The sequence below is a fragment of the Streptomyces sp. NPDC057963 genome (genome assembly GCF_042887155.1).
GTDB lineage: Bacteria > Actinomycetota > Actinomycetes > Streptomycetales > Streptomycetaceae > Streptomyces.
Map to the genome: position 1 here is coordinate 56,643 of NZ_JBHVPX010000028.1, position 22,700 is coordinate 79,342.

Annotated in this window: 18 protein-coding genes; 4 read left to right on the forward strand and 14 right to left on the reverse strand. The window is 69.7% G+C overall.

Going from position 1 to position 22,700, the window contains the following annotated elements; genetic code table 11:
• Positions 1–3: 3 nt before the first annotated feature.
• The gene (locus ACFVT1_RS36090; RefSeq protein WP_389803653.1) at positions 4–1,170 is read right to left on the reverse strand and encodes a citrate synthase; all 1,167 of its coding nucleotides are present in this window, start codon (positions 1,168–1,170) and stop codon (positions 4–6) included.
• Between the two features lie 110 nt (positions 1,171–1,280).
• Here ACFVT1_RS36090 and ACFVT1_RS36095 point away from each other — a divergent pair, with 110 nt between their 5' ends.
• A complete protein-coding gene (locus tag ACFVT1_RS36095; protein ID WP_389803656.1) occupies positions 1,281–2,597 on the forward strand; it encodes a citrate/2-methylcitrate synthase in 1,317 nt (438 codons plus the stop codon).
• Between the two features lie 29 nt (positions 2,598–2,626).
• Here ACFVT1_RS36095 and ACFVT1_RS36100 read toward each other — a convergent pair whose 3' ends face one another.
• Positions 2,627–3,646: a LacI family DNA-binding transcriptional regulator gene (locus tag ACFVT1_RS36100; protein ID WP_389803659.1), complete on the reverse strand. Its 1,020-nt coding sequence runs from the start codon at positions 3,644–3,646 to the stop codon at positions 2,627–2,629.
• Between the two features lie 128 nt (positions 3,647–3,774).
• On the opposite strand from ACFVT1_RS36100, the gene ACFVT1_RS36105 reads away from it, so the two are divergent.
• Positions 3,775–5,496, forward strand: a complete 1,722-nt coding sequence (locus ACFVT1_RS36105; RefSeq protein WP_389803661.1) for an ATP-binding protein — start codon at positions 3,775–3,777, stop codon at positions 5,494–5,496.
• Positions 5,493–6,176 (forward strand): response regulator, encoded by a 684-nt coding sequence (locus tag ACFVT1_RS36110; RefSeq protein WP_389803664.1) that lies wholly within the window; start codon positions 5,493–5,495, stop codon positions 6,174–6,176. Before ACFVT1_RS36105 ends, ACFVT1_RS36110 begins: the two co-directional genes overlap by 4 nt.
• 66 nt (positions 6,177–6,242) lie before the next feature.
• On the opposite strand, the gene ACFVT1_RS36115 is transcribed toward ACFVT1_RS36110, so the two are convergent.
• The 6 genes from ACFVT1_RS36115 to ACFVT1_RS36140 all read right to left on the reverse strand — a co-directional run bounded on the left by ACFVT1_RS36115 (position 6,243) and on the right by ACFVT1_RS36140 (position 13,008).
• Entirely contained in the window at positions 6,243–7,835 is a 1,593-nt protein-coding gene (locus ACFVT1_RS36115) for a cation acetate symporter (RefSeq protein ID WP_389803666.1), read from the reverse strand.
• A complete protein-coding gene (locus ACFVT1_RS36120) occupies positions 7,832–8,275 on the reverse strand; it encodes a DUF485 domain-containing protein (protein WP_389803695.1) in 444 nt (147 codons plus the stop codon). The genes ACFVT1_RS36115 and ACFVT1_RS36120 overlap by 4 nt, the downstream gene beginning before the upstream one ends.
• Before the next feature lie 131 nt (positions 8,276–8,406).
• Positions 8,407–9,081 carry a response regulator gene (locus ACFVT1_RS36125; RefSeq protein ID WP_389803668.1) on the reverse strand — a complete coding sequence of 225 codons (675 nt, stop codon included), beginning with the start codon at positions 9,079–9,081 and terminating at the stop codon, positions 8,407–8,409.
• Positions 9,078–10,241: a sensor histidine kinase gene (locus ACFVT1_RS36130; protein WP_389803670.1), complete on the reverse strand. Its 1,164-nt coding sequence runs from the start codon at positions 10,239–10,241 to the stop codon at positions 9,078–9,080. Before ACFVT1_RS36130 ends, ACFVT1_RS36125 begins: the two co-directional genes overlap by 4 nt.
• Entirely contained in the window at positions 10,238–10,756 is a 519-nt protein-coding gene (locus tag ACFVT1_RS36135; RefSeq protein ID WP_389803673.1) for a DUF1453 domain-containing protein, read from the reverse strand. Before ACFVT1_RS36135 ends, ACFVT1_RS36130 begins: the two co-directional genes overlap by 4 nt.
• Positions 10,757–10,887: 131 nt before the next feature.
• On the reverse strand, positions 10,888–13,008 hold the full coding sequence (locus tag ACFVT1_RS36140) for a type IIA DNA topoisomerase subunit B (RefSeq protein WP_389803675.1): 2,121 nt from the start codon (positions 13,006–13,008) through the stop codon (positions 10,888–10,890).
• Between the two features lie 434 nt (positions 13,009–13,442).
• Between ACFVT1_RS36140 and ACFVT1_RS36145 the strand changes: the two genes are divergently transcribed.
• A complete protein-coding gene (locus ACFVT1_RS36145) occupies positions 13,443–13,676 on the forward strand; it encodes a hypothetical protein (RefSeq protein ID WP_024489001.1) in 234 nt (77 codons plus the stop codon).
• Positions 13,677–13,766: 90 nt separating this feature from the next.
• Here the strand turns inward: ACFVT1_RS36145 and ACFVT1_RS36150 are convergent, their stop codons facing one another.
• From ACFVT1_RS36150 to ACFVT1_RS36175, 6 genes are all read right to left on the reverse strand, one after another.
• Positions 13,767–14,603 carry a S1 family peptidase gene (locus ACFVT1_RS36150; protein WP_389803678.1) on the reverse strand — a complete coding sequence of 279 codons (837 nt, stop codon included), beginning with the start codon at positions 14,601–14,603 and terminating at the stop codon, positions 13,767–13,769.
• A 132-nt stretch (positions 14,604–14,735) separates the two neighbouring features.
• Positions 14,736–16,283, reverse strand: a complete 1,548-nt coding sequence (locus tag ACFVT1_RS36155) for an RNA polymerase sigma factor (protein ID WP_362203545.1) — start codon at positions 16,281–16,283, stop codon at positions 14,736–14,738.
• Positions 16,284–16,607: 324 nt separating this feature from the next.
• On the reverse strand, positions 16,608–17,495 hold the full coding sequence (locus ACFVT1_RS36160; protein WP_362203542.1) for a FadR/GntR family transcriptional regulator: 888 nt from the start codon (positions 17,493–17,495) through the stop codon (positions 16,608–16,610).
• A gap of 160 nt (positions 17,496–17,655) precedes the next feature.
• Positions 17,656–19,410, reverse strand: coding sequence for an ATP-binding cassette domain-containing protein (locus ACFVT1_RS36165; RefSeq protein WP_389803681.1), 1,755 nt, complete (start codon positions 19,408–19,410; stop codon positions 17,656–17,658).
• Between the two features lie 112 nt (positions 19,411–19,522).
• Entirely contained in the window at positions 19,523–20,287 is a 765-nt protein-coding gene (locus ACFVT1_RS36170) for an NUDIX domain-containing protein (protein WP_389803685.1), read from the reverse strand.
• A 548-nt stretch (positions 20,288–20,835) separates the two neighbouring features.
• Positions 20,836–22,131, reverse strand: a complete 1,296-nt coding sequence (locus ACFVT1_RS36175; protein ID WP_389803688.1) for a DUF4192 domain-containing protein — start codon at positions 22,129–22,131, stop codon at positions 20,836–20,838.
• Positions 22,132–22,700 lie beyond the last annotated feature (569 nt).

Here is a 22,700-nt window from a genome sequence, read left to right on the forward strand (position 1 = left end):
ATGTCAGGGCGCCGGGACCGGCTGCGGCGGGGGCGTACCGACATAGCGGGCCGCCGGGCGGATGATCTTCGAGTCCGCCGCCTGCTCCAGGATATTGGCGCTCCAGCCGACCACCCGCGCCGCGCAGAATGTCGGCGTGAACATCTCGCGCGGCAGCCCGCACAGCTCCATGACGACTCCGGCGTAGAACTCGACGTTGGTGTGCAGCTCACGGCCGGGCTTGAGCTCTGCGAGGATCGCCTCGACCTGCCGCTCGACCTGGACGGCGAAGTCGACGAGCGGGCCGCCGAAGCCCTGGGCGATGCCCCGCAGCATGCGTGAGCGGGGGTCCTCGGTGCGGTAGACGGGGTGGCCGAAGCCCATGATCCGCCCGCCCACGCGCACCTGCTCGCGGATCCAGCCGTCGATGCGGTCGGGGATGCCGATGGCATCCAGGGTGTCGAGGGCGCGGCTGGGCGCTCCGCCGTGCAGCGGCCCGGAGAGCGCGCCGACGGCCGCCACCAGACAGGCCGCCACATCGGCTCCGGTGGAGGCGACGACCCGGCCGGTGAAGGTCGAGGCGTTGAAGCCGTGGTCGATGGTGGAGATCAGATACTGCTCCACGGCCCTGACCCGTGCGGCATCCGGTACGGACCCGGTGAGCATGTACAGGTAGTTGGCCGCGTGGGGCAGATCGTCGCGCGGCTCGACCGGTTCGAGGCCCTGGCCGAGCCGGTGCAGGGCGGTGAGCACGGTGGGTACGGCGGCACAGGCGGCCAGGGCGTCGCTCCGGCGCCGATCGGCGTCGATGTCGTACACCGGCCGGAATCCGGCCGAGGCTCCGAGGAGCGAGAGGGCGGTGCGCAGACCGGCCAGGGGTCCTGAGGCCGCTCCGGCGCGGGCTATGGCGGGCAGGGCCGCACGGACCTCGGCGGGCAGATGGCGCAGCGCGGCGGTACGGGCGGCGAATTCGGCACGGGCCGCGGTATCCGGCAGCACACCCTCGAACATCAGGTACCAGACGTCTTCGAAGCTGCGGGTCTGCGCGAGGTCGATCGCCGAGTACTGCCGGTAGTGGTAGAAGCCCTCGCGTCCGCGGACATCGCCGAGGGCCGTGTCGGTGACGACGACACCCGCGAGTCCTCGGGGTACGTCGAGCGGGGTTCGGATTCCGCTGGTCATGGTCGGCATCTCTTTCGTCGGTGACCCTCTCGACGGGTCTCATCCATATTGATTCGACCTTCTAAGGTTGACTTCATTCTGTCAATGTTGATTGAATCAATATGGATACGGTGGGCGGCATGAAGGATCAAGCAGCATCCGGTGACGACCGCGGCGCGACCGACTCGCACCGGCTCAGCACCCGGGAGACGGCCACGCGTCTCGGCGTGAAGCCGGAGACGGTGTACGCGTACGTCAGCCGGGGGCAGCTGAGCAGCAGGCGCGCTCCCGGCGGGCGCGGCAGCACGTTCGACGCGGCGGAGGTCGATGCGCTGGCCCGGCGCACGGGCCGCCGGGACCCCTCCCCCGCCACCGGCGACCTGGTCTTCCGCACCGGCATCACGCTGATCGAGAGCGACCGCTACTACTTCCGTGGCGTCGACGCGACCGAGTTGGCCGGGCGGTACGCCTACGAGGAGGTCGCCGAATGGCTCTGGACCGGCGATCTGCGGCCCGGCATCCGCTTCACCGCTCCTGACGAGGCGCTGGCCGCGGCACGCCGGGCGGTCGACGCGCTGCCCGCGCACAGCGGTTCGACGGACCGGCTGCGGGTGGCCGTGATCGCCGCGGCGACCGCCGATCCGCTCCGCTTCGACCTCTCGCGGGAGGCGGTGCTCGCCAGTGCGCGGAGCCTGATCCCCACCCTGGTCGAAGCGCTGCCGCCGGCAGCGGGCGCATCGCCGGCGGGGGACGGGGCCGAAGCGGAGGCGGCCGGGAGCGGGGCCGGGCTGGCCCGGCGCCTGTGGCCGAAACTCACCGCCCGACCGGCCGACGAGCCTTCGATCGCCACGCTGGACACCGCCCTCGCCCTGCTGATCGACCACGATCTCGCGGCGTCGACGCTGGCCGCCAGGGTCGCCGCATCCGCCCACGCCCATCCGTACGCGGTGGTCTCCGCCGGCCTCGGAGTCCTTGAGGGCCCCTTGCACGGGGCGGCGAGCGGCCTGGCACACCGGATGCTGGCCGAGGTCCTGGAGCGGGGCAGCGCGGTCCCGGTGGTCGCGGACCATCTCCGTACCGGACGCCGGGTGCCAGGGCTCGGCCATCGCCTCTACGGCGAACAGGACCCGCGGGCGCGGACCCTGTTCGCCCTCCTCGCGGACGTCCCGCAGGCGGCTCCGGCGCTTGCGGCGGCGCGCGACGTGGTCACCACGACCGCCCGCCACACCCCCCTGCACGCCAATGTCGATCTGGCGCTCGCCGCGCTCTCGGTCTCCTCCGGCATGGCCGCGGAGGCAGGCGAGACGGTGTTCGCGGTGTCGCGCACGGCCGGCTGGATCGCCCACGCCTTGGAGGAGTACGGGGAACGACCGCTGCGCATGCGCCCCACCGGCCAGTACGGAGGCCCCCGCCCCCCTCAGCCGCTACCGACCGCCACGGGCGAACCGCCGCAATAGGCAGTCCGCACAGCGCAAAATTGCGACAGTCAGCGGGAGGCTGTGCGCGGCGGCCGCGCGGTGGAGCCCCGCACGACCAGTTCCGGCTCGAAGAGCAGTTCGTCGGAGGGCACCGCACGGCCCCCGATCTGCGCGCAGAGCAGTTCGACGGCGGCGCGCCCCATGGCTTCGATCGGCTGCCGGACGGTGGTCAGCGGAGGATCGGTGCAGGTCATGAAGGCCGAGTCGTCGTAGCCGACGACCGAGACGTCGGCGGGGACCGAGAGGCCGCGGCGGCGCGCGGCACGCACCGCTCCGAGCGCGAGCGGGTCGCCTGCGCAGATGATGCTCGTGACTCCCCGGTCGAGCAGGCGCGTGGCGGCGGCCTGCCCGCCCTCCAGCGAGAACATGGTCCTGGCCACCCACTCGTCCGGCACGGTGGCGCCCGCCGCCTCGGCGATCGCGCGGGCGGTGGCCAGTTTGCGCTGCGAGGGGACGTGGCCGGAGGGGCCGAGCACCAGGCCGATGCGCTCGTGGCCGAGCGAGACGAGATGGCGCCAGGCGTGTTCGATGGCGACGGAATCGTCGCAGGAGACCGCGGGGAACCCGAGGTCAGCTGTGGCCGCGTTGATGAGAACGACCGGGATCCTGCGGTCCGCGAGCAGTCCGTAGTGATCGTGCGGGGCGTCGTCCTGCTGGTAGAGCCCACCGGCGAAGACCACGCCCGACACCTGCTGCTGAAGGAGCAGTCCGACGTAGTCGGCCTCGGAGACGCCGCCCTTGGTCTGGGTGCACAGCACGGGGGTCAGGCCCTGATGGGCCAGCGCACCGCCGACGACCTCGGCGAAGGCGGGGAAGACCGGGTTCTGCAGCTCGGGCAGGACCAGGCCGACCAACCGGGCCCGCTCACCGCGCAGCTGGGTGGGGCGCTCGTATCCGAGGACGTCGAGCGCCGAGAGGACGGCCTTCCGGGTGGCGTCGGAGACGCCGGGCTTTCCGTTGAGCACCCGGCTGACCGTGGCCTCGCTGACTCCCACTTTCTGCGCCACTTGCGCAAGTCGTCGCGTCATACCCGCAAGAATAGTGCAAATAACGCAAGCGGGTTGCGTAAACCTGAGGACGCGGAGCCACCGGAAGGCGCGGAGGAATGGCAGAGGGAATTTCGGAAAGGACCGGAATGCCCTCTACCGTTCATACGATGAGCGCCCCACCGCCCGCCGTCGGAAGGGCCCGCCGGCTCGGCTGGCCGCAGCGGGTCTTCTCCCAGGTCCTGCTGATGCAGCTGGCCATCGCCACCGGCGTCACCGTACTCGCCACCGGCCTCTTCCTGGCGCCCCTCAGCGCGCAGCTCGACGATCAGGCGATGCGCCGCGCACTCGCCATCGCGCAGAGCACGGCGGCCCAGCCGCAGATCGCCGAGGCGCTGCTCGCCACGGCCCCGGGACCCGCCGGCCCCGTGCAGTCCGCGACCGAACGGATCAGACGCGCCACCGGCGCCGAGTACGTCGTCGTCATGGACCGGCGCGGGGTGCGCTGGTCGCACACCGACACCGCCCGGATAGGCAGGGTCGTCTCCACCGACCCGAGCGACGCGCTCGCGGGCCGCGACGTCATGGAGATCGACAGCGGCACGCTCGGCCGCTCGGCCCGCGGGAAGGTACCGCTGCGCGACGAGGCGAACCGGATCGTCGGGGCGGTCTCGGTCGGTATCGCGTACGACAGCGTCCGGGCCAGGCTGCTCGCGGCGATTCCCGGACTGCTCGCCTACGCGGGCGGAGCGCTCTCCGTCGGGGCCCTGGCCGCCTGGCTGATCTCCCGACGTCTCCAGCGGCAGACCCATGACCTCGCGTTCTCCGACATCTCCGCGCTCCTCACGGAGCGCGAGGCGATGCTGCACAGCATCCGGGAAGGGGTCGTCGCGCTCGACCGGAACGGCCGTGTCCGGCTCCTGAACGACGAGGCCCAGAGGCTGCTCGGGCTCGGCCCCGACGCCGCGGGCCGCCCCCTCGACACCGTGCTCGGCGAGGGCCGGACCGCGGATGTGCTGGCCGGCCGGGTGGTCGGCGACGATCTGCTGACGGTGCAGGGCGCCCGGGTGCTGCTCGCCAACCGGATGCCGACCGACGACGGCGGCGCCGTCGCCACCCTCCGCGACCGCACCGAACTCGAACACCTCGGCCGCGAACTCGACTCCACCCGCGGCCTGATCGACGCACTGCGGGCCCAGGACCACGAGCACGCCAACCGGCTGCACACACTCCTGGGGCTGCTGGAGCTGGACATGCACGAGGACGCCATGGAGTACCTCACCGAGGTCGTCGGCGTGCACCGGGCAACGGCCGAACAGGTCACCGAGAAGGTGCGCGACCCGCTGCTGGCCGCGCTTCTGGTCGGCAAGGCCACGGTCGCGGCGGAGCGCGGTGTCGCTCTGCGCGTGGCCCCGGGGAGCCTGCTGCCGGACCGGCTCGTGGATCCTCGTGGGCTGGTGACCGTCGTCGGCAATCTCGTGGACAACGCGCTGGACGCGGCAGCCGGAACGGACAACGCCCTGATCGAGGTGGGCCTGCGCGCCGAGGGACGTACGGTGGTGCTGCGCGTCCGCGACAGCGGCCCCGGGGTTCCGCCTACGCAACGCGCGTCGATCTTCACGGAAGGCTGGTCGACGAAGGAACTCCCGGCACACGGAAGACGTGGCCTGGGGCTCGCACTGGTACGGCGGCTGGCGGAACGGCAGGGGGGCGACGTGACGGTGGACGGGCCCGCGGGCGGCGGTGCCGAGTTCACCGTCGTACTGCCGGAGGCCCTCGCCGATCCGGGGATAACAAACCCGGAAACGGCCGGACCGGAGACGGCCGGAACCGGCAGGAGCGAACCAGAACGGACCGAACCGAATACCGGCATCGCAGGAGAAGCGCAGTGATCGAGGTCCTGGTCGTGGACGACGACGTCCGGGTCGCGAAGGTCAACGCGGCCTATGTCTCCAGGGTGCCCGGATTCCGGGTGACCGCTCAGGCGCACTCCGCCGCCGACGCCCTCGCCACGATCGGGGAACAGCGCGTGGACCTGGTCCTGCTGGACCACTACATGCCCGGCAGCAACGGACTGACGATGGTGCGGGAACTGCGCAGGCTCGGCCACCACACCGACGTGATCATGGTGACGGCGGCGCGCGGCGTCGCCACCGTCCAGGAGGCCATGCGCCACGGCGCGCTGCAGTACCTGGTGAAACCCTTCACCTACGCCGGGCTGCGCACCAAGCTGGAGGCGTACGCGGCGCTGCGCCACACCCTCGAACGCGGCGGAGAGGCCGAGCAGGGCGAGGTGGACCGGCTCTTCGGCGCCCTGTGGGCGGCGGGTGAACCCGACCTGCCCAAGGGCCACTCGCCGACCACGGCGGAACTGGTCCGCCAGGCGCTTCGCAGCGCCGAGGGGCCGCTCTCCGCGCAGGAGATCGCGGAGAGCGCCGGGATGAGCCGGCAGACCGCCCAGCGTTATCTGAAGCTGCTGGAGAGGACGGGCCGGGTGCGGCTGACGCTGCGGTACGGCGAGACGGGCCGCCCGGAACACCGCTACACCTGGTCCACCGGCGGACAGGCCTGAGACCCGGTCCTCACACCGCTCGGATCCGGTCCTTACGGGGACCCGGCCCGTGCGTACGGGCCCCGGTCACACCGCCCCTGCCCCGGTCAGCGCACGGACTTCGGTCTCCGCCTGCTTGGCGGCGTCGGGCGGCTCGGCGGAGGTGATCGTGCCGATCCAGCCGGCCAGGAAGCCCAGCGGAATGGAGACCAGACCGGGGTTCTCCAGAGGGAAGAACTGGAAGTCGACGCCGGGGAAGAACGAGGTCGGGCTGCCGGAGACGACCGGCGAGAGCAGCACGAGCAATACGGCGGGAACCAGACCGCCGTAGACGGACCAGACCGCTCCGCGGGTGGTGAAGTTTCGCCAGAACAGGGAGTACAGCAGCACCGGAAGGTTGGCCGAAGCGGCGACTGCGAAGGCGAGCCCCACGAGGAACGCCACATTCAGATCCTGGGCGACCAGGCCCAGTCCGATGGCGGCCACCCCGATCCCGGCTGCGGCGACGCGGGCCACAGCGACCTCGCTGTACTGCTTGGAGCCCGGACGCCTGAGCGAGGCGTAGAGGTCATGGGCCACAGAGGCGGACGAAGCAAGGGTGATCCCCGCGACGACGGCGAGGATGGTCGCGAAGGCGACGGCTGCGACCACGGCGAACAGAATCGTCCCCCCGGTGGATCCTTCGCCGCCGCCGAGCACCAGGGCCAGCAGCGGAACCGCGGTGTTCCCCGCCGGATTCGACGCCCGCACCTCCGCCGACCCGACGAGGGCCGCTGCCCCGAATCCGAGCGCGATCGTCATCAGGTAGAAGCCGCCGATGAGCCCGATGGACCAGACGACCGAACGGCGGGCCGCACGGGCCGTCGGCACGGTGTAGAACCGCGACAGGATGTGCGGCAGCCCCGCCGTGCCGAGTACCAGGGCGAGGCCCAGGCTGATGAAGTCGATGCGCGCCGTCCAGGTTCCGCCGTACCGGAGTCCGGGCGAGAGGAAACGGCTTCCGTGCCCGCTCCGTTCTGCCGCGGAGGTGAGCAGGGCGTTGAAGTTGCCGTGGAAGTGGACCAGGACGAGCACGGTGAGCACGACCGTTCCCGCCATCAGCAGAACGGCCTTGACGATCTGGATCCAGGTCGTCGCACGCATCCCGCCGAACGACACATAGATCACCATGAGCGCCCCGACACCGATGACGGTCCAGGAACGGGCGGCACCGCTCGTACCACCGAGGAGCAGCGCGACCAGGCTGCCCGCACCGACCATCTGCGCCACCAGATAGAGCACGGAGACGGTGACGGACGAGGTGCCCGCGGCGATCCGGACCGGGCGCTCCGCCATGCGCGCCGCCACCACGTCGGCGAGGGTGAACCGGCCGCAGTTGCGGACCAGTTCGGCAACCAGCAGCAGGACGACGAGCCACGCGACGAGGAATCCGACCGAGTAGAGCATGCCGTCGTAGCCGAAGAGGGCGATCAGCCCCGAGATGCCGAGGAAGGACGCGGCCGACATGTAGTCGCCGGCGATGGCGAAACCGTTCTCCATGGGAGAGAAGAGCCGGCCGCCCGCATAGAACTCCTCGGCCGAGCCGTGCCGGTTGCGGCTCACCCAGGTGGTGATCGCGAGCGTCACTGCGATGAAGGCGCTGAACAGCAGGAGCGCCAGCGTCTGGTGGTTCCCGTTCAACGCCCGATCCCCCGCGTCATCTCCTGCGTCTCCCACCGCAGTTCGAGCGCGGCCCGGTCCCTGCGGAGCCGCGCGTGCCGCGCGTATGCCCCGGTGAGAAGGAACGTCGTGAGGAACTGCCCGAGTCCCGCGACCATCGCGACATTGACCGCTCCGGCCACCGGACGGGCCATCAGCCCGGGTGCGGTGATCGCGACGACGACGTACGCGAGATACCAGACGAGGAAGGCAAGGGTGGCCGGGACGACGAACCGCCGGTACCGACGGCGCACTTCCTGGAAGGCCCCGCTGCGCTGCACCTCCAGATAGATTTCGGCCGCGCTGGGGCTGCCCTGCTGATCTCCGGGCCCTGGTCGCCCGGCGGGAGCGAAGCTCCCCGCACTGTCCAGCTCGCCCCATCCGGAGGCCAGCGCGTCGTACCACGGGTCGTCGAGCCGCAACACTGCGGCCTCAGGCCCTGCTTCCTTCTCCACCGAACAACTCCCCTTGTCCACGGACCACTTCGGCCGCGTACCCAAGAATGGGCAGATCGGGAAGATCCCGGGCACTTCATTCGCCGGTCTTCACCTCTTCAGGTGAAGGTCGACCCGGGCGGCTGTGCGAGGCCCCGAACGTACGCGTACCGAACGGCCTGTGCCCGGTCGCGTACGCCGGCCTTGGCGAAGAGGTTGTTGATGTGGCTTTTCACGGTGGCCTGCGAGATGTGCAACTTGCGGGCGATCTCCAGGTTGGACAGTCCCTCCGCGATCAGGACCAGTACTTCCAGCTCACGTGGTGTCAGGCTGTCGGGCAGTTGCGGCTCCGCCGCCGGGCCCGGCGGCGGCTGTGTGGTGACGTGCTCCAGCAGACGGCGCTGCACGGAAGGCGAGAGTCCGACCTCGCCCGACAGCACGGCCTGGATGGCCCGCACGATCTCCTCTCCCCCGGCGTCCTTGGTGAGATAGCCCCTGGCCCCCGCCTGCAGCGCGGGGAAGAGCGAGTCGTCGTCCGCGAAGGTCGTGAGCACCACCACCTGGGTCCCGGGATAGTCCTTGCGGATCCGCCGGGTCGCCTCCGCCCCGTCGCAGCGGGGCATCCGCAGATCCATCAGCACCACGTCGGGGGCCAGTTCGGCCACGAGCGCGACGGCCTCCTCCCCGTCCTTCGCCGATCCGACCACCTCGATTCCGGGCAGCAGCCCCAACAGCATCACGATTCCTTCGCGGACCACCGACTGGTCGTCGGCGACCACGACCCGCGCGTTCACGCGGGCACCCGCAGACTCACCACGAAACCCTCCTCGCCGGGACCGGCCTTCAGCGTCCCGCCCATCAGCTCGGCCCGCTCCCTCATCCCCAGCAGACCGTATCCGGAGCCGCTGACAGCGAGCTCGTCCTCGGGCCCGCGTCGACCCGAATCCTTGATCTCCAGGGCGACTTCGTCCGGCAGATACTCCAGCCGGACAAGGACCCGGGCCCCGGGCGCGTGCTTGCGCACGTTGGTCAGAGCTTCCTGTGCCACTCTGCGGACCGTCTGCGACGCCTCCGCGGTCAGTGTCCGCTGCTCCCCCTCCACACTGACCTCGGCCGGCTCGGCGGCCACCAGCTGCCGCAGGAAGTCCTCCACCGGGGAAACCTCCCCACGCAGCGCCGAGAGCGCCTGACGGGTCTCCGCGAGACCCTCGCGTGCCATGGAACGCGCCGCCACCACCCGCTCCAGCACCCGGTCCCTGAACTCCCCCGGGGGCTCCCGCTCGATCAGGAGCCGCGCCGCCTCCAGATGCACCAGCTGCGCCGAGAGGCTGTGGGCGAGGACGTCGTGGATTTCGCGGGCGATCCTGGCCCGCTCGTCCAGGGCAGCCGTCTCGGCCTCCGCCGCACGGGCCGCCCGCTCCTGCACGAGGAGTCTCTGGGCATTGCCCCGGGCCTCCGCGTCCAGCCGCAGAACGTAGCCGGCCAGACAGAGGCCTCCTGTGGTCATGGCTGTAGCCAGCCAGCTGTCGGTGTTGACGGCTGCGTAGGCACCGAGTGCGACGGCCGTGGCGGGGAGACCCGCCACAAGGGGCAACCGCTCCAGGGCAGCGACGGCGCACCCGCACCACAGGATCACCGCCGGCACTCCGGCACCGGCCTGTTGTGCCCCGAGTGCTGCCGTCATCAGCAGTGCGAGAAGTACCAGCGACGGCCGCAGCCGGTGCTCCAGGCTGGTCCGGAAGAACGCCCGAGCGGCAATCGCACAGGCCGCAACGCCCACCAGGCCGAACGCCACCTCCCAGCGCCCGAACCGTCCGCTGGTGAAGGTGCCCCAGAGCATGGCGGTGAGCAGCCCCACCCGGACGGACCAGGCGATCATCGCCCGCGGGCGGGTGCGATTCCCCGAAGAGAGGGCTTCCCGGGAGGGCCAGCTCGTCCAGGTCGTACGAGTCACACGCGGTCCTTCCACGCCGACTGCGACGACTTCCCGTCGACAGAGCCACCGTACGCCGGACTCATCTGCCCGGCCCGCCACATCACCACACCACTGCGCACCGCCAGCGTCACCGCGAGGGCCGACATCAGTGCGGCACTGCCCTGGTGTATTCCCATCAGCGCGGCGGCCCCGTAGAGGGCCGCACGCAGCGCCAGGCCCCCGGTCCAGACGAGGACGGTGGCCTTGGTCCCCTTGCTCCACAGCGAACCGTCCGCCTCGCGCCACAACCGCGAAGTCCAGCCCCAGCCGGCGCCGGTCGCCAGCCCCACCGCCAGCTCCGCGCCCAGGACGGCCACGGACAGCGCTTCGTGATGCGCATCCACCAGCCCGTGGTCGCGCAGCGACACGACGAGGAGAATGCCCGGCAGGATCCACCACCGCCTGCCGTCGGAGATTCGCCGTGCCGAGCACTGGCGGACCACGACGACGGCGACGACAGCGACGATCACCAGGACATTGACGAGCCCGGACATGGCTGCCTCCGAGATGCGGGAAGGTTCGTTGACACCTTCGACGCTACGGAAACGACCTGGTCAGGGGATCGGCTCAGGGGTTGATCGCGGGTGGAGAAGCCGTCTCCACCCACGGGTGGAGACGGCTTCGCTCAGGCGTCGATGCGCGAGCGGTCCAGCGTCGCGGCCGAGCTGGCGATGAACTCCTTGCGCGGTGCCACCTCATTGCCCATCAGCAGATCGAAGACCCGCTCGGACGATTCCAGATCCCCGATGTTGATCCGCCGCAGGGTGCGGTACCGGGGGTCCATCGTGGTCTCCGCCAGCTGGTCGGCGTCCATCTCGCCCAGACCCTTGTAGCGCTGGATCGAGTCCTTGTACCGGACGTTCTTCCGCTGCAGCTCCAGCAGCCGCTGACGCAGCTCGTTGTCGGAGTACGTGTAGACGTACTTGTCCTGACCCTTCTTGGGCTGGACCAGCTCGATCCGGTGCAGCGGAGGTACGGCCGCGAAGACCCGGCCCGCCTCGACCATGGGCCGCATGTAGCGCTGGAACAGGGTCAGCAGCAGACAGCGGATGTGCGCGCCGTCGACATCTGCGTCCACCAGCAGGACGATCTTCCCGTAGCGGGCGGCGTCGATGTCGAAGGTCCGCCCCGACCCGGCTCCTATGACCTGGATGATCGCGCCGCACTCGGCGTTCTTCAGCATGTCCGAGACGGACGACTTCTGGACGTTGAGAATCTTGCCCCGGATCGGCAGCAGTGCCTGGAACTCACTGTTCCGCGCGAGTTTGGCCGTGCCGAGCGCGGAGTCCCCCTCGACGATGAAGAGCTCGCTGCGCTCCACGTCGTCGCTGCGGCAGTCGGCGAGCTTCGCCGGCAGCGAAGAGGTCTCCAGCGCCGTCTTGCGGCGCTGTGCGTCCTTGTGCTGGCGGGCCGCGATGCGGGTGCGCGCGGCTGCCACGGCCTTGTCCAGGACCGCCCTGGCCTGAGCCTTGGAATCGCGCTTCGTCGAGGTCAGGAACGCCTTGAGCTCCTTGGCCACGACATTGGCAACGATCCGGTTGGCCGCCGAGGTGCCGAGCACCTCCTTGGTCTGCCCCTCGAACTGCGGCTCCGCCAGCCGTACGGTGACGACCGCGGTGAGCCCCTCCAGCGCGTCGTCCTTGACGATGTCGTCCTCGGCGACGCGGAGGAGCTTGGCTGAACGCAGCGCCTCATTCATCGTCTTGGTCACGGAGCGTTCGAATCCGGTCACATGTGTGCCGCCCTTGGGGGTGGCGATGATGTTGACGAAGGACTTGAGGTTGGTGTCGTATCCGGTGCCCCAGCGCATGGCGATGTCGACGCCGAGTTCACGGGTGACCTCGGTCGCCGTCATGTGACCACGCTCGTCCAGGACCGGCACGGTCTCCTTGAATGTGCCCTGGCCGGTCAGACGCAGGACGTCGCAGACCGCCTTGTCCTGGGCGAGGTACTCGCAGAATTCGCTGATTCCGCCGTCGAAGCAGAAGGTCTCCTCGGCCTTGCCCTCGCCGTCGAGACCGCGTTCGTCGCGGACGACGATCGTGAGGCCGGGGACGAGGAAGGCCGTCTGCCGCGCCCGCTGGTGGAGCGTCTCCAGATTGAGCTTGGCGTCCTTGAGGAAGATCTGCCGGTCCGCCCAGTAACGCACCCTGGTCCCGGTGCGCGCCTTCGGTACCCGCTTGCCCTTGAGCAGGCCGTTGGCCGGGTCGAAGGGGCTGTCCGGCCCCTGCTCGGTGAAGATCCCCGGGACTCCGCGGCGGAAGCTGATCGCATGGGTCGCGCTGTTGCGGTCGACCTCGACATCGAGCCGGGCGGAGAGCGCGTTCACCACGGAGGCGCCCACGCCGTGCAGACCGCCGGACGCGGCGTACGAGCCGCCACCGAACTTTCCGCCGGCGTGCAGCTTGGTCATCACGACCTCGACGCCGGACAGGCCCGTCTTGGGCTCGACGTCGACCGGGATGCCGCGCCCGTTGTCCCGGACCTCCACGGAATTGTCCTCGTGGAGGATGACCTCGATGTGATCGCAGTAGCCGCCCAGGGCCTCGTCGACGGAGTTGTCGATGATCTCCCAGAGGCAGTGCATGAGGCCGCGGCTGTCGGTGGACCCGATGTACATCCCGGGGCGCTTGCGAACCGCTTCGAGCCCCTCGAGTACGAGCAGGTGCCGCGCGGTGTAGTTGGAACCGTCTCGGTCTGCTCCGGTCAGCAGCGCAGTGGACGGCACGGACGTATCGGCGGTCACGCGGTTCGCTCCTCGCTGAATTTCATTTGAGGCCCAAGTGGGTAAGGGCTCGGCTTCGGTCACCGCTGAGAGGGTACCGAGGCCTGGTAGAGCGGTTGTAACGCCACCCTCCGAGAACCCTCACACTAGTCCAGCCTCGCATGCATGTTCGATCTCTCGCGGGAGTGACGCGCACATCACGTTCCCTTCCAGGCATGAACCATTTAGGCTCCGGGCACGTCCTCATGAACAAACCGGCAAGCCAGCCGGGAGGATCCACCAAGACAAGCAACGCGAAACCGTAGCGCTACGCAATACGGCACATTCGCCGCCAACCGGCAACAGACAGCCATCTCGAGAAGAAGTTTCGAAGAAAAGCCACGAGCGGGAACGTTTTGGGCCTGGTTGGATGTTGACCCTGGTACGACAGCTCGTCGAGCTAGAGAAGAGGCGACGTGACTACTGTTCTGACCCCCGCGAGCCCGCTGACCGCAGCAGACCGCTGCGACCGTTGCGGCGCCCAGGCATATCTGCGCGTCGTCCTGATCAGCGGCGGTGAACTGCTCTTCTGCGCCCACCACGGTCGCAAGTTCGAGCCGGAACTCAAGAAGATCGCCGCGGAAATACAGGATGAGACGGACCGGCTGACGGCCGTGCAGGCCCAAGCCGCCGAAGAGGAACAACACTGACACCTCGCATCCACGACGAGCCAGGGCCAGGTTCCGGACCGGCCGACGGGCGGCTTCCCAGGAGGAAGCCGCCCGTTCTCGTGCGCGCGGCTACGCGGTGCCACCGCCAGGCATCCAGCCCATGGCAGCGGAAACACGCGTGTACACACCGGGGCTCCCTGCCCTCCCGCAGCCGTTCCCCCAGGACACCAGCCCAATGAGCCGCCCACGGGCCACCAGCGGCCCTCCGCTGTCACCCTGGCATGCGTCGTACCCACCCAGCAGTTCGCCCGCACAGAGCATCGCCGAGGCGTCGTACGTGCCGTCCTTGCCGCCCGGGTACGCCTGCTCGCACAAGCTGTCCGGCAGGACGCTCACCCGGGCGGAGCGGAGTGACGACGCGTAGTCGCTGTCACCGGTCGTGTCACCCCACCCGTAGACGACGGCACCCGTACCCGGCTCGTACGCCGCGTCACCGGATTCGGCCATCGGGATCACGCTCTTCGCGGGCAGCGCCGCGGCCAGAGTGAGCACCGCCACGTCTCCCGCGTTCGTGAGAGGGTCGAACCCCGGATTGCTCCATGTCGCCTGCACCGGCACTTCCTTCCCCCCGGTCCCGCGCAGGACGTCCCGGCCCGAGATGATCCGCAGATCGCGCACCTTCCCGACATCGCCCCCGAGCGCCTCCCGGCTCAGGCAGTGCGCCGCTGTCAGCACCTTCTTCGGCGCGACCACGACGCCGCCGCAGAACTGGCCGGCGCGCGTCTCTCCGAACCGGTCCCGGCTGGACAGCGCGACCACCCAGGGGCTGTCCTTGACATGCGCGGGCTGACCACCGATGACGATGCTGTCCGCAACCGCCGGTGCGGAGGATCCGAGCGGTATCGCTGCCGCGGCGGCCGCCAGGGCGAGCGCCCCGGTCGTGGCGCGGAAGACGGTACGGGACATGCGCACTCCTGACTCTGCGGTGAACCATTCCCACCCAGAGTCATCCGACCTGCCAGGGACCGCATTCTCAGATAGGCCGAGGGCCCGGCTCCCCTGCGGGATCCGGGCCCTCGGCCTGTGTACTCCTGCGACCTAGTCGAGGTAGTCGCGCAGCACCTGCGAACGCGACGGGTGGCGCAGCTTCGACATGGTCTTCGACTCGATCTGCCGGATGCGCTCGCGCGTCACACCGTAGACCTTGCCGATCTCGTCCAGCGTCTTCGGCTGGCCGTCGGTGAGACCGAAGCGCATGGAGACCACGCCGGCCTCACGCTCGGAGAGCGTGTCGAGCACCGAGTGCAGCTGCTCCTGGAGAAGCGTGAAGCTGACCGCGTCGGCCGGGACGACCGCTTCGGAGTCCTCGATCAGGTCACCGAACTCGCTGTCCCCGTCCTCACCCAGCGGGGTGTGGAGGGAGATCGGCTCGCGACCGTACTTCTGGACCTCGATGACCTTCTCCGGGGTCATGTCGAGTTCCTTGGCCAGCTCCTCCGGCGTGGGCTCGCGGCCCAGGTCCTGAAGCATCTGGCGCTGCACACGGGCGAGCTTGTTGATGACCTCGACCATGTGCACCGGGATGCGGATGGTGCGAGCCTGGTCGGCCATGGCGCGGGTGATCGCCTGACGGATCCACCAGGTGGCGTACGTGGAGAACTTGTAGCCCTTGGTGTAGTCGAACTTCTCGACCGCGCGGATCAGACCGAGGTTGCCCTCCTGGATCAGGTCCAGGAAGAGCATGCCGCGGCCGGTGTAGCGCTTGGCCAGCGAAACCACGAGACGGAGGTTGGCCTCCAGCAGGTGATTCTTGGCGCGGCGGCCGTCCTCGGCGATGATCTCCAGTTCGCGCTTGAGCTTCGGCGCGAGCTTGTCGGAGTTCGCCAGCTTGTCCTCGGCGAACAGGCCGGCCTCGATGCGCTTGGCGAGCTCGACCTCCTGCTCGGCGTTGAGGAGGGGAACCTTGCCGATCTGCTTCAGGTAGTCCTTGACCGGGTCGGCGGTGGCGCCGGCGACGGCGACCTGCTGCGCAGGTGCATCGTCCTCGTCGTCGTCGGAGAGGACGAAGCCCTTGTTCTCGCCCTCGCCCTCCTCTTCCTCGCCCTTGCCGACCTTTACTTCCTCGGCCGCCTCATCGCCGTCGAGGAGCTCGTCGTCCTGCTTTCCGGACTTCTTCGCTGTTGTCTTCTTGGCCGTCGTCTTCTTCACGGCGGTCTTCTTGGCAGCCGTCTTCTTGGCTGCTGTCTTCTTCGCAGGGCCGGCCGCGGCAGCGTCGTCAGCCACCACGCCCACGGTCTCTGCCGACGCGGCGGCAGTGGCCGCGACCGTCCTGGTTACGGTCGTCTTGGCCGCGACAGTCTTGGTGGCGGTGCGCTTGACCGGGCTCTTTGCTGCGACGCTCTTGCGGGCACGTTTGGACGGCTCCGCGGCACTGACCATCAGCGTCACACCCTCTTCCTCGAGGATCTGGTTGAGGCTGCGCAGAACATTCTTCCACTGGGTTGGCGGAATCTGGTCAGCCTCGAAGGCCCGACGCACGTCATCGCCGGCGATCTGCCCATCAGCCTTTCCCCGCTCGATGAGCGCCATCACAGACTCGGACTCGGCGATCTCCGGCGGGAGCGTACGGGATGTGCTGGCCGACACGAACAACCTCTCGGAACGATGGAAACGGCTTCCGGTCCGGCCCTGGGGTGGGCTGGAACCGACGACCGCCGGGCTGGGAATGTACCGACGGCGCGGGTTTGGCCTCAGAACTGCACAGCGCACTGAATGGCTGCTGTATTCCTTCCGCGGCGGTCACCTCTTAAGTCATCGCACTGTTTCGAGGAGTGTTACGCCCAATCCGCGTGGCCCGAGTCACACCTCATTTGCGACGAACGTGACCATGGGTGCCATCTCCCCACAATTGTGCCGCCGGACCGTGAGGGCCCGGCGACACGTGGTTCGAACACCCTGGCCGTGCTGTGCTCAGTGCTCGCGGGGGGCGGGCACCACCCGCTCCACCTCGGGGTGGACGACGAGCAGTTGGCGCATGGCCGCCTCGGCGCCTGCCGAGTCACCGGACGCAAGGGCGTCGACGATGCGGGCGTGGTGGCCGAGGGACGCCTCGGTGGGGCGGTCGCAGCCCGTGACAGGGCCACCCGAGACCTGCAGTGCCGCGGAAACGATGCCGGAGAGGTGCTCCAGCATGCGATTGCCCGCCGCCTGGATCAGCAGGGAGTGGAATTCCGCGTCGGCCCGGGAACAGGTGATCCCGTCACCCTGACCGAGCGCGTGCCCCATGATCTCGACCATGTCACCGAGGCGCTGCTGGATGTCCTCGCGGCCATGGCCGGCGGCGAGACGGGCAGCGAGCGGCTCGATCGTCCACCGGAGCTCGCCCAGCTCGCGGCGCTGATCCTCGCGCTGCGGTCCGAAGGCACGCCATTCGATGATGTCGGGGTCCAGCAGGTTCCAGTCACTGACGGGGCGGACCCGGGTGCCCACGTTGGGCCGGGCACTGACCAGACCCTTGGCCTCAAGAACGCGCAGCGATTCGCGTACGACGGTGCGGGAGACCTCGAAACGCTGACCGATCTCTTCCGGCACGAGGGGGCGGTCGGCACCCAGGTCGCCGGAGACGATCATCTGGCCCAGCTGCTGAACGAGTTGGCCGTGGAGGCCGCGGCCCCGGCTGGCCGAGCCCCGTCGGCCCGCCCGGCCGAGGTCGGCATCGGGACCTTCCCAGGAGCGAAGAGCGGCGCGCTCGCCGGCCGGCGCCTCCGCGTACGGGTAGCGGTCGAGTTCACCCGGGCCGGCGAGGCCGGAATCGGCGGAGCGGGCGGCGGTCATCATGGTGTGCGCAAGGGTACTCACGCATCCTTTGTCGGCGCGGCTCAGCCGACCCTTGAGGTCTTTGGTGAAAAGCACACGAAAGGGTGATCGGCACCCACCCCCCAATTGACGCCTTATTGACTGAAATCGGGCATCTCTAAGGAAGTTGTGGGCCTCGGGGCGGTCCGACGACTCACTGCGATCACCAACGAACCCTGCTGCGAAGGCTGGTGAACAGATACGCGCAGACCAGCGCCGACAGCGACAAGGACAGCGCGGTGCCCACGGGGTGTGCCACCACGCGCACGACAGCGGCCACCCATCGATCCGTCTCGTACGGCCAGCGCGGCCACACCAGCTCGCGAAGCCTGCCCGGAAGTCCGGCCACCGAGTGGGAGCCCGGCCCCGTCAGCACCTGCTGGACAAGCGGAACGACGAGTACGGGAACGGCAAGTACCGCGGCGACGCCGGCCGTCGCCACTCTGAAGACCCCGGCGGCCAAGAGGCCCGCCCAGGCACAGCCGACCGTCAGCCCCGCCCAACTCGCGCCCAGGAACACCGAATTCGACGGCACCTTGATCAAATCTGCGCCGTACACCAGGCGAACAGCCTCGACCGAGGCCAGCACGACCACCACGGCGAGCACCAGCGCGACGCCTGCTGACACGACCAGCTTGGCGAGAAGCAGCCCCAGGCGTCGAGGAACAGTGCCCCGGCCCGCCGCGAGCGCGGGGTAGCGGAATTCGTCGCCGAATGAGAGGGCGCCGATCAGTCCGGCCCCGACCGCCGCGGGTGGCAGCGGCAGCAGGGACGGCCAGCCCGCCAGCATTTTCGGCAGCTGAGCATGGCCGGAGCGGGCAAGGAGGACGGACAGCCCGACCGAGGCGGCAAGAACGGCGGCCATGACCAAGGTTGTCGTTCTGACGCCGAAGAGGCGGCGCAGCTCGTATCGCAGCGGGTGGAGCGGACCGCGGGCCGCGTGGCGCCGGATCGGCGGGAGCGGATCCGGGCCGGATGCCTGCGCGGCCGGTCGCGGTGCGGCTTCCCCTTCGCCGGGGCCTGCGGAAACCACGGGCCGAGCGGGCCCGGCGTCGGCCACTTCGTCGGCGAGCTGGTGCACCGGGAGCCCGTGCCGGAATGCCGTGTCGCCGATTTCCGCGCAGGTGGAGCCGTAGACGGAGAGGCGGCTGTTCGCTTCTGCGACCACCTCGACCGAGCGCCTGGCCGCGCGGGCCTCGCGGGCGACGACGGTGGCGAGGCGGGCCGCGTGCGGAGTCCGGACCGCGACGCGGGGACGGAGACGGGTCCGGGAGAAGTCGTCGGCGTTCTGGTCCGCGACGAGACGTCCGCCGTCGATGGTGACCACATGGTCGGCAGCCCACGCCGCCTCCTTGGGATCGGCCGTGGTGTAGAGAACGGTCCCGCCCTGGGCGGCGTGAGCCCGCAGCAGGCCGTGCAGCCAGCTTTCCTCGCGCAAGGAGAGGCCTTCTGCGGGGTCGTCGAGGAGGAGCGTGTGCGGATCGCCGAGCAAAGCCGAAGCGAGGGCGAGCAGACGGTCCATGCCGACCGAGAGCGTGCCGACGCGCTGATCCCGGAGTGCGGCGAGGCCGACGGCCTCAAGCAGTTCGTCGGCCCGGGACGCCGGCACACCTGCGGCGGCGCAGAGCATGCGGAGCTGACCGCGGGCGGTGCGGGCAGGGTGACCCGGTACGTCCCCGAGAAGTACGCCCACCTCCCGCGCCGGGTGCGGAATACGGTGCAGCGGTCTGCCCCGGAAGTAGGTGACCCCCCGCCCCGGGTCGAGTTCGAGCATCAGGCGGAGGGCGGCGGTCTTGCCGGAACCGGGGGCGCCGAGAAGGGCAGTGACGTGGCCGGGCAGGGCTTCGAAGGTGAGGTCGCGCACGTCGGCCGGAAAGCCGCGGCGGGGGGCGCTGGTGAGTCCGATGACCTGGAGCATCGCTTCTCTCGCGGAAGGTGAGACCGCTCGGCGGCAGGGTGGGTACCGCAGCAAGATAACGCGACATATCCGATATTTAGCGCAGCATCGATCTTGCGGGCGTTCCGCCAGGTCAGACTTCCGGCCTCAGCATCGGCGGGTTGAGCACCGTGGCCGCACCGGCCCGGAACAGCTGGGCGGGACGACCGCCCTGTCGGGTGGTCGTACCACCGGAGGGCACCAGGAAGCCTGGCGTACCTGTCACCTTGCGATGGAAATTCCGCGGGTCGAGAACCACCCCCCACACCGCCTCGTACACCCTCCGAAGCTCACCGACCGTGAACGCGGGCGGGCAGAAAGCGGTGGCCAGAGAGGAGTACTCGATCTTGGAACGCGCCCGTTCGACGCCGTCGGCAAGGATCTGCGCGTGATCGAAGGCCAGCGGGGTCTGGCTCTCGTCCTCGTGGCCGGGCCCGCTCTCCAGCCCGAGCAGATCCTCGACCGGCGCCCAACGCGCACCGTTCGCATCGCCGCCCGCCCGCGGTGCTGGCAGATCGGGGGCCAGAGCGAGGTGAGCAACGCTGACGACCCTCATCCGGGGGTCGCGCCCGGGATCGCCGTAGGTGGCCAGCTGTTCGAGATGGGCACCGTTGCCGACCGCCGGGGCCGCAGGATCCTGGGCGCACAGTCCGGTCTCCTCGACCAGTTCACGCGCCGCTGCGGCTCCGAGATCCTCATCGGCTTTGACGAACCCGCCGGGCAGCGCCCATCGCCCCTGGAATGGTGGCTCACCACGGCGCACCACCAGCGCACAGAGCGCGTGACGGCGCACCGTGAGCACAACCAGGTCGACGGTGACAGCGAAGGGCGGGAAGGTCGACGGGTCGTAGGGCGGCATGCGGTGATCATAGTCGTCTGCCTGACGATAAACACTCCTTTCGCCGTGCTCTTGGGCATGACTGCGTTTGCCGTGCGATCCAGCAGGGCCCCCGGACACGGCGGCTTCGACTCGGCCACTCCGACGTGCCCTTCTCCGCGTTCCTCGTCCGTTATGACGCCGGAGTCCACACCGGAGTCCATACTCGGCCCGGCCATCGTTCCCGGTGCCCTCCCTGACAGCAGGGCACCGGGCCGAACTCGACCGCGGCGCCGATGGCGGCTGCTCGCCGTCCTCCAGGGGCTGCTCATCGCCCGGGAACCTCCGGGGCGCCGACCACCGACGCCCCGGAGATCATCGACTCCGTGCACCACCGCGTGTCCAAGCACCGCCCACTGACCCACCTGCCGCATCGACGGGACGGCGGTGTGCCGGGAAGCTGCGTACGCCGGTCTGCTCATGGCCTCCGCCTACCGCGCGTCATGGACCCTGCTCCCCGCGCGTTGCCGCTCGGGGCACCCACTGCCGGACCGTCGCGAGAGGTGTCACGGAGTGACGAGCGGCTCGGGTCAACGACCGCTCCTGGACCCGCGGCGACCGGAGACCTGCCGGGGTCGGTGTCGGGCAGCGGCCGTTTCGGGGCGGGTGGAGCCGGAAGGGGTCTTCCTTCGCCGCGTGGCGGTCGGGCGTACCGTGCGGGGCCGAGTGTTCCGGTCCGTGCGGTGGGAGCGCCGACCCGTCCGGGCATTGCGCTCACCGCGGAGACAACGACGCAGCGTCTCCGGATCGAGACCTTGATTGCACGCCTCGTGGAGAAGCTGAGCGAAGGTGTACCCGGGGTCCACCCGCAGGGCGAGACCCAGCGCGACCCGTGCACCCGGTTCGTCCCCCGTCGACCAGGAGACCCACCCGGCCAGGGTCAGCGGCGCCGCGGCGTGTTCCTCGTACGGCGCGACACAACGGCGGGACAGCGCGCGCCAGAGCCGCAACGCGGAATCGGCTTCGGCCCCTTCCATCCATTCCGCGGCCTTGTCGCGGGTCTCCCGGTCCTGCAGTCCGAGGATCAGTGCAGCGGCCTCGTCATGGCCGATCAGCCGGTCGTCATTGAAGTCCGACGCGGAGGGCCCCGCCACCGGCACCTCCCCGAGGCGCTTCATGAGCCTTCGGGCGAGCCCCAAGGTCTCCCGGGCCACGTCCTTGCGTCCCGCCTCGTCGAGGATTTTCGGCACCAGTTCGGCCCCGGCCGAGTCAAGTGCGCGCAGCTGGTCCGCCGCCGCCCCGGTGTTCAGCGGTTCGAGCCTGGCCTCCATCTCCCGCAGCGTTCCCCGCACTTGAATTCCCGCGTACGCGGCGGCGGCTGCCATCACCGAGGTGCCGGGCAGAGCCATCTGGTTCCCTTCGGACGGGCAGCAGCGCTTGTCCGGGCAGCAGTACGACCAGTACCGGCCGTCAGAGATGCAGAGTGCTTCGAGCACGGGTACGTCGAGGGCGCCACAGGCCGTACGCAGACGCTGGGCAAGGGGGCGCAGTCGCTCCATGACCTGGCCGCCGTTCTCCCCTTCGGCGGGATCCTGGCAGAGGAAGATGACGATCGCGTCGGGGCGCTCCCCACGTCGATCGCTTCCCTTGATCAGACACTCGGCAAGCTGCTCGGCGACGGACGCCCATTCTTGGGGCGCCTGCGGGATGCCGAGCCTGAGTCGCCCGCCGAAGCGGCCCCGGCCGCCGTGCAGGGCGACCATGACCACGCTGTCGTTCGGATGGAACCCCATGAGATACGGAAGGGCGTCGGCGAGCTCGGCGGGCCCCCGCAGGGTGATCTGCTGCTCGTCGACAGGACCGGTGGATTCGTGGTGCTGGTTCATGGCACGACCGTCCCGCGGGAGGCCATATTCCGCGACCCCTGTGGATAACTTTGTCCACAGGCTTGCGGTGCCGTTCGCGGTTTGTCGTAGCCATCAGGTTGCATGGGGGGCATGACCAACGCAGACCACTCAGCGCTCAGGGCTTCGGCCGATTCTGTACGTGCCCGACTCGCCGGAGGGCACCTCGGGTGCTGCACGGCCGCGGTAGGGCCAGTGGCGGGGCATCGAGGCGCGCGTCGCCGTCAAACGCGGGGCCCGGGGCCCTGATTCGTCCAGTGAAACGGCTGGGGCACGTCCGCCGTGCACTTCGTCGCGGCATCTCTGCTTCCGCGCGGGACGGCCGACCGTGATCGTCTCGCCGCCGCCGGCGTTGATGCGCAACCAGGCCGCGGAGGCGGCCGGGCCGGAATCATCGGAGTTTCACGGCCCTCGCGCCCGATGCCGTTGGACTGGGCGCGCGAACCGTCGGACAGGTCCTAGTAGGGCTTTGTTAGGTGGTGTCGTAGGTCTGCCATGGGGTGGGTTGTCGGCAGGTGGGGCAGGTCCCGGTCCAGGTGGCTAACAGGTGT

What these genes read in the sequence shown, in the direction of transcription:
- ACFVT1_RS36175 (WP_389803688.1), bottom strand. Translation starts at nt 22,131, where the DNA reads ATGAACCAGCACCACGAATCCACCGGTCCTGTCGACGAGCAGCAGATC.
- ACFVT1_RS36095 (WP_389803656.1), top strand. Translation starts at nt 1,281, where the DNA reads ATGAAGGATCAAGCAGCATCCGGTGACGACCGCGGCGCGACCGACTCG.
- ACFVT1_RS36165 (WP_389803681.1), bottom strand. Translation starts at nt 19,410, where the DNA reads ATGCTCCAGGTCATCGGACTCACCAGCGCCCCCCGCCGCGGCTTTCCG.
- ACFVT1_RS36150 (WP_389803678.1), bottom strand. Translation starts at nt 14,603, where the DNA reads ATGTCCCGTACCGTCTTCCGCGCCACGACCGGGGCGCTCGCCCTGGCG.
- ACFVT1_RS36135 (WP_389803673.1), bottom strand. Translation starts at nt 10,756, where the DNA reads ATGTCCGGGCTCGTCAATGTCCTGGTGATCGTCGCTGTCGTCGCCGTC.
- ACFVT1_RS36100 (WP_389803659.1), bottom strand. Translation starts at nt 3,646, where the DNA reads ATGACGCGACGACTTGCGCAAGTGGCGCAGAAAGTGGGAGTCAGCGAG.
- ACFVT1_RS36170 (WP_389803685.1), bottom strand. Translation starts at nt 20,287, where the DNA reads ATGCCGCCCTACGACCCGTCGACCTTCCCGCCCTTCGCTGTCACCGTC.
- ACFVT1_RS36090 (WP_389803653.1), bottom strand. Translation starts at nt 1,170, where the DNA reads ATGCCGACCATGACCAGCGGAATCCGAACCCCGCTCGACGTACCCCGA.
- ACFVT1_RS36105 (WP_389803661.1), top strand. Translation starts at nt 3,775, where the DNA reads ATGAGCGCCCCACCGCCCGCCGTCGGAAGGGCCCGCCGGCTCGGCTGG.